The 17,186-nt window shown below is 45.3% G+C and carries 18 protein-coding genes; 10 read left to right on the top strand and 8 right to left on the bottom strand.

Annotated elements, in window-relative coordinates; translation table 11 throughout:
* Nucleotides 1-89: 89 nt before the first annotated feature.
* The 3 genes from FFM80_RS00445 to FFM80_RS00435 all read left to right on the top strand — a co-directional run bounded on the left by FFM80_RS00445 (nt 90) and on the right by FFM80_RS00435 (nt 2,561).
* Complete coding sequence (locus FFM80_RS00445; protein ID WP_137636352.1) at nt 90-860, top strand: CPBP family intramembrane glutamic endopeptidase; 771 nt, start codon at nt 90-92, stop codon at nt 858-860.
* Nucleotides 861-969: 109 nt separating this feature from the next.
* A complete protein-coding gene (locus tag FFM80_RS00440; protein WP_137639008.1) occupies nt 970-1,410 on the top strand; it encodes a MarR family winged helix-turn-helix transcriptional regulator in 441 nt (146 codons plus the stop codon).
* The gene (locus FFM80_RS00435; RefSeq protein WP_137639007.1) at nt 1,407-2,561 is read left to right on the top strand and encodes an MFS transporter; all 1,155 of its coding nucleotides are present in this window, start codon (nt 1,407-1,409) and stop codon (nt 2,559-2,561) included. The genes FFM80_RS00440 and FFM80_RS00435 overlap by 4 nt, the downstream gene beginning before the upstream one ends.
* A gap of 68 nt (nt 2,562-2,629) precedes the next feature.
* On the opposite strand, the gene FFM80_RS00430 is transcribed toward FFM80_RS00435, so the two are convergent.
* Nucleotides 2,630-2,890 (bottom strand): hypothetical protein, encoded by a 261-nt coding sequence (locus FFM80_RS00430; RefSeq protein ID WP_137639006.1) that lies wholly within the window; start codon nt 2,888-2,890, stop codon nt 2,630-2,632.
* A 248-nt stretch (nt 2,891-3,138) separates the two neighbouring features.
* On the bottom strand, nt 3,139-4,344 hold the full coding sequence (locus tag FFM80_RS00425; RefSeq protein WP_137639005.1) for an acetate/propionate family kinase: 1,206 nt from the start codon (nt 4,342-4,344) through the stop codon (nt 3,139-3,141).
* Nucleotides 4,345-4,546: 202 nt separating this feature from the next.
* On the opposite strand from FFM80_RS00425, the gene FFM80_RS00420 reads away from it, so the two are divergent.
* The 4 genes from FFM80_RS00420 (at nt 4,547) to FFM80_RS00405 (ending at nt 9,494) form a co-directional block, all read left to right on the top strand.
* Nucleotides 4,547-4,909, top strand: a complete 363-nt coding sequence (locus tag FFM80_RS00420; RefSeq protein ID WP_137639004.1) for a hypothetical protein — start codon at nt 4,547-4,549, stop codon at nt 4,907-4,909.
* A gap of 574 nt (nt 4,910-5,483) precedes the next feature.
* The gene (locus FFM80_RS00415) at nt 5,484-7,862 is read left to right on the top strand and encodes an ATP-dependent DNA helicase (RefSeq protein ID WP_137639003.1); all 2,379 of its coding nucleotides are present in this window, start codon (nt 5,484-5,486) and stop codon (nt 7,860-7,862) included.
* Nucleotides 7,852-8,568: a hypothetical protein gene (locus tag FFM80_RS00410; protein ID WP_137639002.1), complete on the top strand. Its 717-nt coding sequence runs from the start codon at nt 7,852-7,854 to the stop codon at nt 8,566-8,568. Before FFM80_RS00415 ends, FFM80_RS00410 begins: the two co-directional genes overlap by 11 nt.
* Nucleotides 8,565-9,494 carry a sce7725 family protein gene (locus tag FFM80_RS00405; RefSeq protein ID WP_137639001.1) on the top strand — a complete coding sequence of 310 codons (930 nt, stop codon included), beginning with the start codon at nt 8,565-8,567 and terminating at the stop codon, nt 9,492-9,494. Before FFM80_RS00410 ends, FFM80_RS00405 begins: the two co-directional genes overlap by 4 nt.
* A gap of 138 nt (nt 9,495-9,632) precedes the next feature.
* On the opposite strand, the gene FFM80_RS00400 is transcribed toward FFM80_RS00405, so the two are convergent.
* Nucleotides 9,633-10,661 (bottom strand): lipoate--protein ligase, encoded by a 1,029-nt coding sequence (locus FFM80_RS00400; protein ID WP_137639000.1) that lies wholly within the window; start codon nt 10,659-10,661, stop codon nt 9,633-9,635.
* A gap of 123 nt (nt 10,662-10,784) precedes the next feature.
* Between FFM80_RS00400 and FFM80_RS00395 the strand changes: the two genes are divergently transcribed.
* Both FFM80_RS00395 and apf (FFM80_RS00390) read left to right on the top strand, forming a co-directional pair.
* A complete protein-coding gene (locus FFM80_RS00395) occupies nt 10,785-11,156 on the top strand; it encodes a glycine cleavage system H family protein (protein ID WP_137638999.1) in 372 nt (123 codons plus the stop codon).
* Nucleotides 11,157-11,593: 437 nt separating this feature from the next.
* Nucleotides 11,594-12,178: an aggregation-promoting factor gene (gene apf / locus FFM80_RS00390; RefSeq protein ID WP_137638998.1), complete on the top strand. Its 585-nt coding sequence runs from the start codon at nt 11,594-11,596 to the stop codon at nt 12,176-12,178.
* A gap of 174 nt (nt 12,179-12,352) precedes the next feature.
* Here apf (FFM80_RS00390) and FFM80_RS00385 read toward each other — a convergent pair whose 3' ends face one another.
* Entirely contained in the window at nt 12,353-12,610 is a 258-nt protein-coding gene (locus FFM80_RS00385) for a hypothetical protein (RefSeq protein WP_137638997.1), read from the bottom strand.
* Between the two features lie 23 nt (nt 12,611-12,633).
* Nucleotides 12,634-13,347, bottom strand: coding sequence for a hypothetical protein (locus tag FFM80_RS00380; protein ID WP_137638996.1), 714 nt, complete (start codon nt 13,345-13,347; stop codon nt 12,634-12,636).
* Between the two features lie 338 nt (nt 13,348-13,685).
* Here FFM80_RS00380 and apf (FFM80_RS00375) point away from each other — a divergent pair, with 338 nt between their 5' ends.
* Nucleotides 13,686-14,210 carry an aggregation-promoting factor gene (gene apf / locus FFM80_RS00375; protein WP_137638995.1) on the top strand — a complete coding sequence of 175 codons (525 nt, stop codon included), beginning with the start codon at nt 13,686-13,688 and terminating at the stop codon, nt 14,208-14,210.
* A 119-nt stretch (nt 14,211-14,329) separates the two neighbouring features.
* Here apf (FFM80_RS00375) and FFM80_RS00370 read toward each other — a convergent pair whose 3' ends face one another.
* The 3 genes from FFM80_RS00370 to FFM80_RS00360 all read right to left on the bottom strand — a co-directional run bounded on the left by FFM80_RS00370 (nt 14,330) and on the right by FFM80_RS00360 (nt 17,101).
* Complete coding sequence (locus FFM80_RS00370) at nt 14,330-14,656, bottom strand: hypothetical protein (protein ID WP_137638994.1); 327 nt, start codon at nt 14,654-14,656, stop codon at nt 14,330-14,332.
* Between the two features lie 300 nt (nt 14,657-14,956).
* Entirely contained in the window at nt 14,957-15,616 is a 660-nt protein-coding gene (locus FFM80_RS00365; protein WP_137638993.1) for an ABC transporter ATP-binding protein, read from the bottom strand.
* A 9-nt stretch (nt 15,617-15,625) separates the two neighbouring features.
* Nucleotides 15,626-17,101, bottom strand: coding sequence for an ABC transporter permease (locus FFM80_RS00360; RefSeq protein ID WP_137638992.1), 1,476 nt, complete (start codon nt 17,099-17,101; stop codon nt 15,626-15,628).
* Nucleotides 17,102-17,186 lie beyond the last annotated feature (85 nt).

Genomic DNA, 17,186 nt, shown 5'->3' with positions numbered 1-17,186 from the left:
TGACAACCTAATTAACATTTGAAGGATTTAGGTTCCGTTGACCGGCCAATCAATGCTAAACTATGACTAACATAAGGGGGAATTAACTCATGAAAACATTTCGACGCGGTTGGGGCGCGGCCTTGCTACTATTCATCTTAGTACCTGTCATGATGTTTGCCGCGGCCTGGATCGTCAAGCTCACCGGCTTACCAACTAATTTATCCGGGCCATTTCAAGATGGTATCGTCGTCATTGGCGCTTGGCTGTATAACCACTACTTGACCCGTGTTCCGATTCACTGGTGGAATCCACGTGATTTAGATCATCAATTTCACCTCGCTGTCCCGTCAATTATTCTAGTCGCCATTTTAGCGCTGGCGAAATTAACGCAGCTCTTTCAAATGAAGTTTCAACCCTTAATGCTCTTCTATATTGGGTATGTCATCTTAATTGGCCTGACGGAAGAATTTGTCTTTCGTGGCGTCTTAATTCCATTACTAGCGCGGTCGATGCCAAATCATCCATTAGCAGTCATTATCGTAGATAGTGCCTTATTCGGCGGCTTGCATCTGATCAACACCTCGCAAATGTCTTGGACTTACGTCTTGCCGCAGATTTTATTCGCCATGGCGCTGGGAACCTTTTTTGCCGGCCTGTACGTCAGCACCCAGAACTTGGCTTGGACGATTGGCCTGCATGCGATTACTGATATTTCGTTAGTCACGCAATTAATCGACCATCCGAATAACTTCAATAATTTTAATATTTCGCCCGTAATTTCAGCCGTGGTCGCTGCCTTTTATTTCTTACTGTTAATTGTGGCGATTGTAGTCGTTAGTCGCCAAGTTAAAGGCATCAAAATTAAAACTGAACTATAACCCTACTAGTCGTCATACTAAGCTATGGCGACTTTTTTACCGGCTAATTTAGTCGCACCACTTTAAAAAGTATACAGTAAGCTGTATACTTTAATCGAGAGGTGATCACATGACTGACGATGATTTAGTATCACGTCAAATCGTTGTTTTAGGTCGTAAAATTCGACATCGCCGCAATTTATACAGTCGAAACTTAGATTTAACCAGCGAACAAGCTGATGCAATCCGCTTTTTCGCCGACCATCCGCAACAGACCATTGCGGACTTCCGAACTTTTGAGGAAATTACCCATCAAACTGCCCGGCTGATTGTCCACCGCTTGGTTCAAAAAGGGCTGATTACTTTGCAGCCCAGTCCCACTGATGGCCGTGCTAAATTAGTCCACTTCACGGTAGCCGGCCTAGAAAAACAAGCTGAGCTTGAACAACATATCTGGCAAACTAGTGCCACCTTATTTGCCGACTTCACACCAACAGAACAGCGCCAACTGTTAACATTACTACGGCGTGCTAGTGACAATCTAGCCAAGAAAGGACCTGAAATCTTTTGAAAACACGTCTATACACCAAAGACGTCAAACTAGTCTTGGCAGCTAGTTTCTTCTTCTTAATGAGTCCAATGCTCGTTAACCCAATTATTGCCGGGTTCGCCAGCAGTATCGGGGCTAGCAGCATTTTAGCGGGAATCATTGCTGGCTTAACCAATCTGACCTCACTAATGCTGCGACCTTTAGCAGGTAATTTAACTGATCGTGTCCCCAAATACCATCTAACCTTTGTCGGCGGCTTCTTACTGTTAATCGCCAGTTTAGGCTATGGTTTAACTGATAACATCGCTTTAATCATGATTTGTCGTGTGATTAACGGGCTGGGCTATACGCTGTGTTCCGTCTGTATGGCCACTTGGATGGCTAATCTCCTGCCACCCGACCGCATCGGTTCTGGGATGGGGATTTATGGCTTAGCCAACGCCCTCGGGATGGCAGTTGGTCCGGCCGTCAGTGTCTACCTCTATCAACACTACAGTTACCAATCTGTCTTCTGGCTCGCGGCCGGCTTCAGTCTATTACTATTAGCGGTAATTCAATTTGTCGGTAATCAAGGGGTACCCAGTCTAAGTTATCGCGCCAATAAGACGCCTGGCAAGCTACGTTTAGTGCAACCTAAAGTCATCCCCGTTGCCATCATTTTAATGCTCTTTTCCTTGCCGTATTTTGCGACGCAAACATATATCGTCAGCTACATCGCCAACCGCCACTTCAGTGTCCCGGCCAGCATCTTCTTTCCAGTTTATGCCATTATTTTACTCGTGATGCGGCTAGTCTTACGCGATGCTTTTGACCACGTGCCGTTTAAAACATTCATTTGGATTTGTCTAGGATTTAACTTACTTGGACTAATTGGCCTAACTGATTTAAGCAATTGGTTCATGCTGATTGTGGGGGCCTTTGGGTTAGCGGCCGGCTACGGTTTAATGTTTTCCATCTGCCAAGCCAAGTCTTTGACCCTCGTTCCCGAAGCCGACCACGGCCTGGCCAACAGTACCTTTTACATCGGTGTCGACCTCGGCATGTCAGTCGGTCCGATGCTAGCCGGGGTCATTACGACCGTCTTACCATGGGCTTGGCTCTATCCAGTGATGAGCCTCACCTTGCCATTAATTGTTGGCGTCTATCTACTTAATCGCCGCGACTTAGCTTAGCTCAAAAAAGGACGACCTTAGTTCGGATTAATCCGAATTAAGGTCGTCCTTTTTCAGTTCCGTACTAGTCACAATGATGACAGCACTAAGAATTTGATCAAGGTGAGCACCACTAACACTAAAGTCCCAATCAAACTGGCTCGATTCAACCAATCTGACGTCCAAGTTACCGGAAACACGATGAACTGACCATTTAAAACCAGTAAGCTAATAAATGCTAAGCCAGCTAAGACCCATTTTGCGGTAATCATCAGGCTAACTAACAATAAACCACCCACTAATATGGCGAAGCCAATCTGTAGTTTAGTGCGTGACTGATTAACTGTCATCGCGACCACCCCTTCTGTTGATACCGTCATTATAAGGGGGGCAACGCGTATGACGGTCGCTGGCGACTTAGTTACTTCAGTGACCGTTTAAGACAACCGCTGTTCAACATTGGTGGCCACTATCAATAAATCTTCAAATAAGACTTGCTGCTGACCAGGGGTTAACTTTTCAGCCACGACCTCAGCGCAATAAAAAAGTGAACGCAACCGCTTAACGGGTCTCGCTCACTTTTAGTCGTTTGATTTTTTTACTTGATTGGTGCTTTCTTAGTTAAACGCGCCACATCACGAACAATCATTAATTCTTCATTGGTTGGCACAACTAAGACATCAACTGGTGCCCCATCTTTACTAATCATCCGTTCTTGACCGTGAACATCATTCTTGTCGTCATCAACGGTCACACCGAAGTAGCCTAATTGACTGGCAATTTGAGCCCGCATCTCAACGGAGTTTTCACCAACGCCCGCGGTGAAGACTAAGGCATCTAAGCCGCCCATTTCAGCGATATAACTACCGACATATTTAACAACTCGGTTGGCAAAGACATCCAAGGCTAACTTCGCCCGGCGATTGGTAGCTTCGGCAGCATCCAAGTCCCGCATATCTGGTGATACGCCAGATATTCCGAGTAACCCTGACTTATGATTCAAAATATCGATAAAGTCTTGCACGTCGGAAATTCCGAGATGCCGCATTAAGAACGGAATCAAAGACGCATCGATATCCCCAGAACGGGTACTCATCGTAATCCCGGCTAATGGCGTGAAGCCCATCGAGGTATCAATCGCTTCACCATGATCAAAGGCGGTAATTGACGCCCCAGATCCTAGATGCAAGGTGATTAACTTCAAGTCTTCCAGTTTCTTGCCTAAAATATCCGCAGTCCGATGGGCAACGTAACGGTGACTAGTCCCGTGCGCACCGTACTTCCGGGCGCCAAACTTTTCATAGTATTCGTAAGGAATACTGTATAAGTAATTGACTTCTGGCATCGTGGCATACAGCGAGGTATCAAAGACAGCCACTTGGACAGTCTTTGGCAACAATTGCTGGAAGACTTCGATGTAATAAGCTTGCGTCGGGTTATGTAACGGCGCGTATTCGGATAAGTCCTTGATTTGTTTCAAGGTTGTTGGCGTAATCACCACCGAATCCTTGAACTTTTCGCCACCGGCAACGATCCGGTGACCAACCCCAGTGATTTCACTCAAATGTTCCAGAATGCCATCACTCTTCAAACGGGTCAAGACCATCGCTGCGGCTTCTTGCGCATCGATGGAGTCTTTGGTTTCGGAATACTTTTCGCCGCCCGCTTTTTTAATCACGAACTTCGAATTTGGTAAGCCTAAGCGATCGACCATCCCGGATGCGATCACCGTTTCTTCGGGTAAACTGAATAATTTCCATTTTAAAGTTGAACTGCCTGCATTGATTGCTAATACTTTTGCCATGTGTCTTTCCCTCCATATCAACTGTGCTTACTGTAAGTGTAACCAATAATGGATGCGCTTTCAAGGACTGAATGAAAAAGTCGCCGTTTTTCTTGAAAACGACCACATTTTCATTAAAAAACAAGGTGAACCGCATGCATATCGTTTCTTTCGTCAGCCTGATTCGCAGTATAATAAAGGTAACGAAAGTGAGGCGGTTATCATGACTAAGAAACGTTTTGATTGGACATTAAGTAACTTGTTCGCGGCCCTCTTATTAGTTGTCGGCATTGGCTTACTGCTTTGGTTGCTGATTACAAGCTTTGGCACTCGTTTGAGCGTCGAGGCAGCGGTAACCGCCGGCGTCTTACTTTTAGCTGGGCTAGTCTTCCTGCATCCAACACCGGTAACCATCTTGGCACCGATGATTGGCTTAATTAGTCTCAGTGCTGGTTATGCGACCTACTTCAGTGCTCACTCTTGGTTCAGCGCACTAGTTGCTATCGTCATGATGGTGGCCATCTTAAGCTACGGCTTTAATCTGCGGCAGGCATTACGGCGGCGCCACAGTTCTTGGTCCCATTAATTAAGTGAACTTAACATCCGTGATTTTCAAACAACGTTACAGCTGGTCAGTTTCCAGCTGGACGTTGTTTTTTGTTTGGATGAGTTGCTTGCCTGGTCGAGTGTAACTAGACAGGCATGCTTGGCGCCAGTTGAAATTGCCGCCTGCCGGTTGGTTCCTAAAACGCTGGAACGCCATGAGTCATTCCGAAGCCAAGCCCAGTCTTCAAAGCTGGCCTTGGCCTATGTCCGATCAGACCACTCGCACTAAGGCCAACGACACGACTGAGCATTTTAGAAACCAACGGCTCGGCTAAATGTGTGGTCGACAATGAACAGTCATTAATTTCCGTTAATTAACGGCGGGCGGCCCAGAATTGGCTCAGTGGTGTCGTTTATCTTAGTCGTGGGTTTCGACTTAGATAAAGCCCGGCTTTCGAGACCGCCCTTCGGCTCGAAAACGCGGCCACCACGTTCCAGCCGATTCTGGGCCAACCAGAGTGACAATTTAATCACCTAACTTGCAGACAAACTAGAACGTCTGTTTTATACTTAAAAGGATTTGTTTATTCGACATTTGTAAGGAGGTGGCGGCTTTGCCCACAAAGATTGGAATTCGACAGTTAGTTGAGTTTGTCCTGCGTAAAGGGGATTTGAATGAAGTTAAAAATAGTCAAAATACCGCGCTAATGGGCGCTAAGATTCATCGCCAATTGCAAAGCAGCCGCTCCGACGCTTACCAAAGTGAAGTCTACTTAAAAAAGACGGTCACCATGAACGGTACCGACTACGTCATCTCTGGGCGTGCTGATGGGATTCAAACAACTGATGACGGCGTCTTGATTGAAGAAATCAAGACCTCGGATCAAGCCTTTGAAGATCTCACGGACAATACTCATGATTTGTATTGGGGACAAGTTAAAGTCTACGGCTACCTTCTGATGCAAGACCAGCCTGACACCGACAAAGTCACCTTGCAACTAACCTATTACCAAGTCGCCACTGAAAAGATCACTAAGACGCAAAAAGTTCTGACGCGCGCCGAAAGTGAACAATTTTTTCAACAACTCGTCACTGAATATGAGTATTGGCTCACGCTACGTGCGGACTTACGCCAACGCCGCAACGCGTCGATCGTCGACTTACCTTTTCCATTTCCAGACTATCGTCGCGGCCAGCATGAATTAGCCGTGGCGGTTTATAAAACGATTCGGCTCCAAAAACGGCTTTTTGTGGAAGCACCAACTGGCACGGGTAAGACCATCTCTACCCTATTTCCAGCCGTTAAGGCCCTCGGTGAAGACTTGGTCGAACGCCTCTTTTACTTAACCGCCAAACAAAGTACTCGCCACGTGGCCGAAGAAGCGGTTGCCTTAATGAGCCAGGATGGCCTTAAACTAAAAAGTATCACGCTAACGGCCAAAGACCAGATTCGCTTTCCAGAAGAACAAGATGTCCCACCGGAAGAAAACCCATTTATGATTGGCTATTACGACCGGCTAAAACCGGCGTTAAAAGACATTCTAACGCACGAAGATCAGTTGACTCGTACCGTGATTGAAACATACGCCCGAAAGCATACCCTCGATCCTTTTGAATTTTCATTAGATGCGTCCTTATTTTGTGATGTCATTATTTGTGATTATAACTATTTATTTGATCCATTAGTCTACTTGCAACGATTCTTTAGCGAAGACGATGCCGACAATTTCTTTCTTGTTGATGAAGTCCACAACCTCGTCAGTCGCTCCCGCGATATGTATTCGGCAGCCATTAGTGATGCCCCCATCGCCGGCTTATTGAAGCTTGCTAAGCCCGATAAAACACAACCGAGTGATGATCTACAACGTGAGCTCAAAAAAGTCCGACGCAGCTTTACGCGCATCAGCCGCGTTCTGACTGACGACGGTGTCAACGAACAGGTTGGCCCGCTACCACCGGAAAAATTACTGGCGACCTTACGGCAATTTAACGAATTTGTCGGTGACTGGATGCAAAAGCAAGACCCGTCGGACCTGTTAACAGCCGTGCGTGATTACTTTTTTGACTGCCTGACTTTCGTCAAAATTGGCGACCTCTTCGATGGCAGTTATCAGACTCGACTTGTCCTAGATGGCCATCATGTCACCGTTAAAGAATTGTGCTTAGATCCCAGTGACTTTCTAGACCAATCTTTAAGTCGCGGTGCCGGCGCGGTTTTATTCTCAGCGACGCTATCACCGATGACTTATTACCAAAATGTCTTGGGCGGTACTGATAACAGCCTAGCCTATCAGTTACCCTCGCCATTTCCACCAAAGCACCAAGCGATTCTAGTGACGCAATATGTACAAACGACTTATCATGAACGCGCCCGTAGTGAAGGCGCCATTATTGACAGTCTCACCGCCTTAGTCACCGCTAAGCCGGGTAACTATCTCGTCTTTTTACCATCGTATGGCTACCTGACCCAGATTAAAGCGGCCTTTGAGTTAGCGAATCCTGATATTCAGACGACCGCTCAAGCCAATGCAATGGACGGCGCTGCACGTCAAGCTTTTTTAGACCAATTTCAAGCTGATACCACTCAGACGCTAGTCGGCTTTTGCGTTCTTGGCGGTATTTTTTCTGAAGGAATCGATTTACGTGGCGATCGGCTGATTGGTGTGGCCATCGTGAGCGTTGGCTTACCCGGATTAAATGCCGAAACGAATTTAATTCGTGATTACTACGACCATGCCAACGGCCAAGGCTTTGCCTACGCCTACCAACTCCCCGGGATGAACAACGTTTTACAAGCCGCTGGGCGTTTGATCCGCAGTAGTCACGATGTTGGCATCGTCTTATTACTCGACCAACGATTTGCCAGTCGACGCTATACGAGTCTATTTCCAGCTCATTGGCAATACTATCAAACGATCCGTTCAGTTCCACAACTCAGCGCAACCATCGCGAACTTTTGGCACCAAATGGAGGACCCGCAACATGAAAACTAAGTTAACCCGACAACTCGAAAGCACCCTTTACCAATATTGCCTCGAGCAAGGCAGTTATGTCGTCGAAGAAGTCTCAATGCCTGACAAAAAAGGCATCGTCGACACATTAAGCTATCAGCAGCTACCCGATGGCCAAATCGAATGGCGCTGCTACGAATTGAAGGTCACTAAAGCCGACTTTCACTCCAAAGCCAAGTTGTCCTTTATCGGTCATTATAATTATTTCGTCTTACCCCAAGCCCTGTACACTGAAGTGGCTGATGAGATTCCCGAACACATTGGGGTCTTGATCTACCGCGCTTTTGACAAGCGAGCAGTGGCGCTGGCAACCGAACCATTACGGGCACCTGGCTTTTTAACCGTCGCTAAGAAAGCCCAGCATCAAGCCTTGCAAGTCGACGAAACGGCCCTGACTAGTCACTTTGTCGCGTCTTTATTTCGAGAGGTTGATAAAGCCAAACGAGTCAAAAAAGGCCTGCAGCTTTATTCGGATGACCAACTCTATAAAGAACTCAAAAAACGCGGCCAAGCTGGCTATGATATTTATGACCCTGATCACAACCTCTATGACCGCTTCGTCGATGAGTTACAGCATGATGCCGTAACTGCGTTACAGACCGAACTCGACGCCCGCAACGCTGAATATCAAGCGTTACAACTTAAGTACCAAGCCTTATTAGCACCTAATCTGGAGGACCGTCTATGACCACTTATTACCCATACTTACGTGGCCGAATGTACGACTTACTGGCGTTAAAGGAATTAGTCCAGCAGCACGCTCTAGGCCCAAAGATTGTCCCAATCATTGAACCCGTTCGTGATTCAAAGGAACTACAACAGACCATTGCCGCTCTGATTACCGCCAAACAGCCTTTCAGTGTCATTGCCAATCCGCAAGTCAGTGTTTACGGGCTAAACGATACAAAACTGTACCCGTTACCCGATCTCAGCCAAGTGCCATTCTTCCAGCCGAGTGCCATTCTCGCAGCTGACTTTAGTCGCGACTTCTTAACAACCACGCCTGGCCAGACCAACTTGCTGATTGCTCGTAATTACCCGCTACTCAAGGCTTATCATCAGACGGCCGTCCTGCGCCAAGTCGATAAGGTCCTAATACCAGATGAAGCCCGTTTACGAGCCTTGGCTGGCACCAAAGCAGTCCTGTTAACCGATCCCATGCCGTTTATTCCCCACGTGGCCGAATATGCGGATTTAACCGATGACTATTTCGCTCCGGCTTACTGGTATGGCCGATTGGCTGACGGTCAGTATTTTGGCGACTATTCGATGGTCGGCAGTCACTACTTCGACAAGGGCATGCCTTCCCGCGCCATCGCACTGCACTTAATTTATGTCACCGTAGATGGTCACTTGCGAGTACATCACTTTGTCTCGGATAGTAACGAAAGCATGCGCGGTCAAAAACAGAAATTCTTCGAAGCCCTCACAAAATTAGTGACTTGGGCACCCGCACACTTGCAAGGACTCAATGAGACGCCGGCTTTACGCACACTATTAGCCTTCGCTGATCACGACAAATTTCCCGGATTAGGTACGATCAAGAAGTTGTCATTAATGCATCATCTGCAACTCATGCACCGGCTATTAAATCTAAAAATAACCGACCACTAACTTGTGATCGGTTATTTTTGCGTTTGTGTCAGTTAACTTGACGCCTGCTGGTCGGTTTCTAGAATGCTGGGCCAGCCAGCGTGACCATTTAATGCAACTAACATCAAATACTTTTTAATGATCCCTACTAATTCAAGCTTACTTAGCACTCATCAACAGTGCCACTAATTCCGCCGCTGTGATTTGGCCTAGATTTGCTGGTAAATCAACTGTCGCTAACGCTGATGACAGTGCCGTAGCGGTAAAATCAGTTCCCATTAAGGCCCTTTCAACAACGGTAATATCACCGCCCGTAATAAAGTCACCGTATAATTTCAACGCACTGATTTTGCCAGCAGTAACCGTGAAGTTAAAGCTGACCGTCCCAATAGGATAGTGCTTAGACACATACTGGTCATAACCAGGATTACGCCCATAATTCCACGCATCGGTATCATATTTGCCTTGCAGTCGTTCATCAATGATGGCCCAATCATGATCATTTAAATGATACGTCTCAATCTGGTCCAGTGAATCGACCTTGAATAGTCGCTTCAAAAGTTCTTGCTTAAAGGTTTCAATAGCTAAATGCTGATACACCGGCTTCAAAAACGGCATCACATTGGTGACCCGGCTGTGTACTGACTGAACCCCTTTAGAGGCTAACTTATCTTTGGCTGGCGTTAAAACCTGATTGGCGGCATCCATATCCAAGTTATACATCAAGGTACCGCCGGCCGCATAAGACTGACCAACTTTAAACATCGTCATTCCGGAAAACTTCTGATCGCCAATCACCATATCGTTGCGACCTCGTAATTCAGCGGTCGTCGCACCCATATCGTGTAGCGCATCGATAATCGGTTGGGCAAAGTGGTGGTAATCGCCAAAGTATTGGTCATCATCGATCACAATGTTTTCAAAAATAACATTACCAAAATCGTGATAAACGGCACCCCCACCAGAAGTTCGCCGTACAAGTTTGATTTGATGAGCCTTCAAATACGGTAAGTCCACTTCCGCGTATGCATTCTGATTCACACCCACAATCACAGCCGGCTGGTTGACATACATGATTAGCCCATGACCTGGTAATTTCAAATCATTAACGAGATAATTATCCAAGGACTGATTAACAATCGGATCATAGACTGGTTTTCCGTTGCGCGAGGTATCGATAAAGAACATGGCAAGCCCTCCTTTGAGTTGTTCATGATTAACCCTATGATAGGACGATAATTTTTGAAAAACAATGCCTTTTTGTAAGCGGTTAAGTGGTATACTATAGCTTTACAGACAGGAGATGAACACATGGCTTCAGCATTAAAAGTCACTTGGTTATGGTGGAAGAACTACTGGATTGAACGACATACACCAATTACCACGACTTATGACGGCATCTGGTTACGAACCAAGTCTCATAATCGCATTATCTTGGGCCTGACTGACCAAGCCAAGGAAGATATCGGTGACATTACCTTTATCGACTATCCAACAAAGACCCCGCACTTGAACGCTGGGGATCCTTTGATTGATCTCGAAGGCGGCAAAGCCGTGGAAACCTTTAAAGTCCCCGTTGGCGGTACCGTGACAGCCTATAATGACGACTTATTACAACATCCTGAAAAGATTAGCCAGAATAAACTCGCTGATAACTGGATTGTTGAACTTAAAGGCGATTAATCCTTGAACACATCAATTACTAAAAGTAAGTGTTATTTTGTTAGTGTAATCGATTACATTTCCAGCAATTATCACGATTTTTATGCTTTTTATAAATTCACAAACCACTAAAAACCACGCGATCGACAATAATTACCGGTCGGGTGGTTTTTTATCGGTCCCGTCATAACGGAGATGAGTTGGTTTGCTCAGTTTAATAACCGTAACTAAAATGCCGAAAACTAACTGTTCACAGCATGATTATTCAACCACCTACTGGTAAATATTACAGAATGTTACAAGAAACGGCTTATATTACAAAAAGCCAGTTATTTCGTAAAATAACTGCTATTCATTTGTCACACTAACCAGTTATACTATTCCCAGTTAAGATGCTTAGCAGGTAACTCGGGGGCTAAGCAAAAAATTCGGAATAAAAAACAGGAGTGTACATGACTTTGAAAATTAAAAGTGCATTATTATCAACCGTTGCAGCGGCTTCCGGTCTTTTTGCCATTGGAGCGACTGCTAACGCAGCAACTGTGACAGTTAAAGCCGGCGATACCGTTTCAAAGATTGCGCGAACTCATCAAACAACCATTTCTGCCATTGAAAAAGCTAACCATTTAAAGAATGTTAACTTGATTTTTGTGGGTCAAAAGTTATCCGTTAATCATCAAGCAGCAGTGAGTGCTTCTAGCACCACAACGCCTGCTAACACGGCAACACCAAGTACCACGACCCAAAATCAATCAGCAACCACAGCCCAAAATAACCAAGCCCAAGCATCAGCTACAACGACCGCTAGCAACACAACTGGTGCGGACGGTTCAGCTAAAGCTTGGATTGCCAACAAAGAATCTGGTGGCTCGTACAGTGCCCGTAACGGCCAATATATTGGTAAATATCAATTAAGCGCCGGCTACTTAAACGGCGACTACTCCGCCGCTAACCAAGAACGTGTGGCTAACAACTACGTTAACTCCCGTTATGGTTCATGGTCAGCAGCCAAAGCCCACTGGGAATCAACTGGTTGGTACTAAACTGAATTCAATTTTTTAAAGCATCGCTGCGGCGGTGCTTTTTTGATTTGTGCACAAAAATAACCAGTCCCTATTCAGAACTGGTCAGTGATCTTTAGACCTCAGCATTAGAAGAATCCCCAAAATGGTCCTGACTTCCAAGCCGCTTCGCCATCACCACTTCATTTTTTCAATTTAGAGATGCCAAGCAATTCGCAGACGTTCGCTTAAAGAAAGCTTCCGTTCGCTAAAATGTGCAATTGGCGTTCCTTTTGAACGTACTGCCGCCCATAACTCGGCGTCAACTTCTGCTGGTGATTTTGAGCTATTACGATAGCGTGCCTCCAATGGCTTTGTCAGTTCTGAAATGCGAGCTAACTCTGCTGCGGTATATTGACGTTTAATCCTAACATCAGCTGGCATTTGGGACGCCTCTTCTTTATGTTCAATCATGGCTTAAACCCTCCGTTCAAGAATTAGGCAAACTTGTGCTTGAGAAATTTGACACCTTTTAAATCAATCCCATTATCCAACTGTTCAAAGATAACCTGATACTTAGGAATCGACCAAAAGCCCTTTAAAATAACGGCCATCTGATCGCTCACTAATGACCATTTAATCATACGTTTAGACATTGTCATGTATAATCCTAACCGATTCAACTTCGTTAATAAGCCATCGTAATCAAAATCCAATTGTTCAAATCGCTCACTGATTACTTTATTGACTAATTGCTGGCTATACTTTATAGCTATTTGATTAAGCATATCATCTGCCACTCGTTTGTCTACCATAGTGTCCACATTTGCCAAATCTTTAATCATCATGACGGCTGTCTCTTTTGAAAATGCCTCTAATTGTTGTCCTAAATTGAAAATAGTCACTTCATTATGATGGTCATTTAACGAGTCCAGGCCGCCCTGGTAAAGATGATCTTTATAATAGCTAAGCAGTAACTGGTAATCGCCATCACTTAAAACCCGATCAAACGCATGATTAAAGTAAGCAATTTGATTAGCTACCTGTCCTTCAAAATAATCCAACAACAAGTTAGTCCGATCGAATGACCGGCTACCCAGATGGTCACGATATAATAGTAGCGCAACCACCAAGGATAATAAGTAGAAAACATCTTTAAAGCTCTGCCAAGTCCCATTGCCTGCCAACGTCGAAAAACTAGTCCAATTCATGCCGCCACCTCCCTGCTAAAGTAATCCTAGCTTAACAATCGAATGTATGTTCTTGGTGATTAAGCTGTCACTTTTATGTAAAGGTTTCAACATCCTAACTTTACAATTAAGATGAAAATTTGCTGAAAATGTTACAAAACATTACGAAAACGGCGGTTTATTACAGTTTGCAGCAAAAAATGTAACGCCCTATTGATTAAGTTGCAACACTGGGTCGCTATACTAGTCAGTATTGTTTGGTTAGCGCGTTTCAACTAATGCTAGTCAAAGTCGCGTGGACTCGAGCGTTTGAGTCCCATTTGGAAACCCACTGCAACTTATAGGAGTGAATTAATTTTATGAATATCAAGAAGATCGTTTTATCAACTATCGCCGCTTTTAGTTTATTTGCCGTTTCTGCTACCGCAGCTAACGCATCAACCGTCACTGTTAAATCCGGTGATACTGTGGCCAAGATTGCCAGTGCTCACAACACGAGCGTGGCAGCTATCAAGCAAGCCAACCGCCTTTCAAACGTTAACATGATCTACGTTGGTGACAAACTTGAAGTCGGTGGGACTACCACTAATACAACCGCGGCTAAAGCTGCTACTAAGACCGCAACAACGACAACTAGCACCACTGCAACAACGACTAATACCAATGACAGTTCAGCTAAAGCTTGGATTGCCGGCAAAGAATCCGGTGGGTCATACACCGCTGCTAACGGTAACTACTATGGTAAATACCAATTAACCAAGTCCTTATTAGGCGGTGACTTATCCGCAGCTAACCAAGAAAAAGTTGCGAATAACTATGTTGCATCTCGTTATGGGTCATGGGATAAAGCTAAAGCCTTCTGGTTGGCTAATGGCTGGTACTAAAACCAAGCTTAATTTAAATTAAAAATTACTAAAGCACCAGTTATCAACAATTCATCTTGTTGATAACTGGTGCTTTTTCGATGCTAAGGACTTTTCCACAAGTTAACAACGACTAACAACTACTGGTTATGCACATGGGGATAACTTAACCAGCTTAGGCTTCCTAATAACAGCACTTGCATGATTAAGAGCGGCCAATTCTCATCACCTAAAATAAGGTAACTTGCCATAATCACCATCATCCCAATTATGACGGTAAAGGTTAGCCCTCCCGTTCGTTTAAAGATCGGTATCCAAATTAATATTGGAAAAATGAACCAGTAGACAGCCATCAATAATAGCAGCCTTCTGGTCATATCCGGCACCGTATCTGCTGCAAACATGATTGTGACGTAAAGACAAAAAAGTAATGCTAGACTCGAAATAATGATTTTTATGAGTTTCATCGTCAACCTCAATCAGATCTGATTTGATCATTAGTGAAGAATCCCTCACTATCGATCCACTGATAACCATATCTCACGATCAAGGCAGTTACCAACACTGGCTTAACCATCCTTACTATAACTTTAGCCTCAGCCAACGCTGATGCCACATAATCGCTCCTGCTAGTGACAATAAATGACCTAAACTCATTTAATTCTAGCCAGAACGTCACCGTATTTCATTATTAAAATAACGCTTAGTTTTACACAAAAAGCACCTCAACAACCGCGTAACCGGTCATCAAGATGCTTCCCTAATGCTTAACCTTCTAAGGCAAATTCATGTTTCGCCAACCGATACGAGTGGTCACAAGCTTTCGCCACATCGGACTCATGGGTGACGATAATCACACATTTATGTTGGTCATGGGCAATCCTTTGGAACTGCTCAATCACATACTTGGTGTTTTCCTCATCCAAATTACCGGTTGGTTCATCGGCAACGACTAACTTGGCGTCACAGACCATCGTGCGCGCAATCGCCACGCGTTGCTGCTGCCCACCAGATAGCTTTTGCACATTCTTAGTCATCTGTGCATCCGTAATCCCGAGCTTATGCAACATCGCGGCCGCAAAAGCTTTATCACCACGATGACTAGAGTCAGTCACCGCCATCGCAGTTAACAAGTTATTCAACGGTGACATGTAATTGAACAGATTATACGATTGAAAGACAATCGCCACGTGCGATTTCCGATAATTATTCAGGCCAATTTTATTGATTGGTTCGCCATTTAGTTCGATCTGACCAGCACGAGGCTTGTCCAAGCCGGCTAGTAATGACAAGAACGTTGTCTTCCCGGAACCACTTTGACCGACAATCGCATACGATGTTCCGGATTTAAATTCGAGATTAACGTGCTCGAACAGGCTATTTTCCTGGCGATCATACCAATAGCCTAAATCAGTTGTTTTTAGCATCCTGTCCTCCTAATCAATCAACACTTTCTTCGGCTGTAATCTTAGAATCCCACCGGCGGCTAACATGATCGACAAGAACATAATAGCCAACCCGAAGCCACCAAGTTCAACTAAGTCGAAGACGGTGACACTCACATCTAATTCGGCTTGCTTTTGTGTGGTCGTTCCACTCGTGTGACTACCAGGGGCGCCACTCATATTATCGCTAGGCTTACGATTGCCACTTGGCGCACTACCACCGACACCAGGTTGCCCGCCTTTCGTCTGCGTTGCCGTACTGCTAGTTGTCGCGGTGGTCGCCTGTTGTGACACTAATTGTTGCCCAAGTTGATTGCCAACAAACTTACCACCGACACCGGCAACTGCAATCGAAACGACTAAGACCATCACCATTTCAACGAAGAACTGCGCCACAATCTTCCAGCGTGCTTCACCGAGTGATAGCAAAACGCCAATCTCATAACGCCGTTCGCGAATCATCAAAATCACAATTAACGCTAAGATGATTGTCCCGGCAATGGTGACTAACCAAACGATCTTATCGGCAAATGACTTGACGTTAGCCATCGACGCTTTCACCGTTTGATAACTGCTATCATTTGTCGTTAATGAATATTTAGACGTATTGATCAGCTTTTTACCCGCCGTCTTCACGGCACTGACTTTAGCTGGATTCGATACCTTAAATGTCACCGAATCAGCGGTGTTTTGATACTTCGACCCTTTGACCGTATTCGCAAACGTATAAGACGTATAGACACTATTCGAGGGGTCCGTGGCACCAGGACCTTGTTGCGTGCTCGTGCTAGACGAGGCTTTATAGATCCCAACAATGGTCATCGTATAGGTCTTCTTCGTCCCAGTCGTGGCCTTCAACTTGATTGAATCACCCACACTCAAGTTATCCTGTTTGGCCAGTTCACTTTCGATGACGACATGATTGGTTCCTTCATCACTAGTCGTAATTCCGCGGCCTTTCGTCATCTTGCTGGACTTTTCTTCAAAGGCTGGCGTCGAACTCGTCGACGTGACCCCTGAGATGGCAATATCACCAGAACCGCTAGTGCTGCCACCTTTCATGCCCATGCCACCACTAGTCGAACTATTCCCAGATGTCGAAATAGCATCGAAACCGGTCGCATTCGCTGAAGTCGATACGGTGGCACTATAGCTAGCAATGTTGTTAAGTTGCGCGATCTGCTTGGCATCACTTAACTTGACTGGTGAAGTGGTTAGCTTCGGTCGACTCGTCTTACTGGTCGACGAACGACTGCGCATCTGCTTGAACGCTGCGGCCCGATTAGCTGACAGCGTGACAGTGGCACCAACACTTCGTTTGGCATTACTCGTCGCACTATCCGCGGCATTCCGAATCAGTAGACCGGCTAACACAAACAACATGATGGCTGACGTAACCAGAATTAATAAAATTGAACGGCCTTTCTTCGCCGTCAAATTAAGCCATGCCCGTTTGAAAAAATTCACGGCTTGACCCTCCTTAAAAATAAGTATTCGTACTGCTATGTCTTGAACACTTCTCAACATACCGAATAAAAATAACCAAAATGTG

Origin of the sequence: Lactiplantibacillus dongliensis (genome assembly GCF_005405105.1) — a bacterium.
GTDB lineage: Bacteria > Bacillota > Bacilli > Lactobacillales > Lactobacillaceae > Lactiplantibacillus > Lactiplantibacillus dongliensis.
Note: the sequence above shows the minus strand (reverse complement) of the source record. Positions and strands in the feature narration are given on the sequence as shown.

Coding starts and splice junctions, on each gene's coding strand:
- FFM80_RS00445 (WP_137636352.1), top strand. CDS start 90: ATGAAAACATTTCGACGCGGTTGGGGCGCGGCCTTGCTACTATTCATC.
- FFM80_RS00440 (WP_137639008.1), top strand. CDS start 970: ATGACTGACGATGATTTAGTATCACGTCAAATCGTTGTTTTAGGTCGT.
- FFM80_RS00430 (WP_137639006.1), bottom strand. CDS start 2,890: ATGACAGTTAATCAGTCACGCACTAAACTACAGATTGGCTTCGCCATA.
- FFM80_RS00425 (WP_137639005.1), bottom strand. CDS start 4,344: ATGGCAAAAGTATTAGCAATCAATGCAGGCAGTTCAACTTTAAAATGG.
- FFM80_RS00420 (WP_137639004.1), top strand. CDS start 4,547: ATGACTAAGAAACGTTTTGATTGGACATTAAGTAACTTGTTCGCGGCC.
- FFM80_RS00410 (WP_137639002.1), top strand. CDS start 7,852: ATGAAAACTAAGTTAACCCGACAACTCGAAAGCACCCTTTACCAATAT.
- FFM80_RS00405 (WP_137639001.1), top strand. CDS start 8,565: ATGACCACTTATTACCCATACTTACGTGGCCGAATGTACGACTTACTG.
- FFM80_RS00400 (WP_137639000.1), bottom strand. CDS start 10,661: ATGTTCTTTATCGATACCTCGCGCAACGGAAAACCAGTCTATGATCCG.
- FFM80_RS00395 (WP_137638999.1), top strand. CDS start 10,785: ATGGCTTCAGCATTAAAAGTCACTTGGTTATGGTGGAAGAACTACTGG.
- FFM80_RS00385 (WP_137638997.1), bottom strand. CDS start 12,610: ATGATTGAACATAAAGAAGAGGCGTCCCAAATGCCAGCTGATGTTAGG.
- FFM80_RS00380 (WP_137638996.1), bottom strand. CDS start 13,347: ATGAATTGGACTAGTTTTTCGACGTTGGCAGGCAATGGGACTTGGCAG.
- apf (WP_137638995.1), top strand. CDS start 13,686: ATGAATATCAAGAAGATCGTTTTATCAACTATCGCCGCTTTTAGTTTA.
- FFM80_RS00370 (WP_137638994.1), bottom strand. CDS start 14,656: ATGAAACTCATAAAAATCATTATTTCGAGTCTAGCATTACTTTTTTGT.
- FFM80_RS00365 (WP_137638993.1), bottom strand. CDS start 15,616: ATGCTAAAAACAACTGATTTAGGCTATTGGTATGATCGCCAGGAAAAT.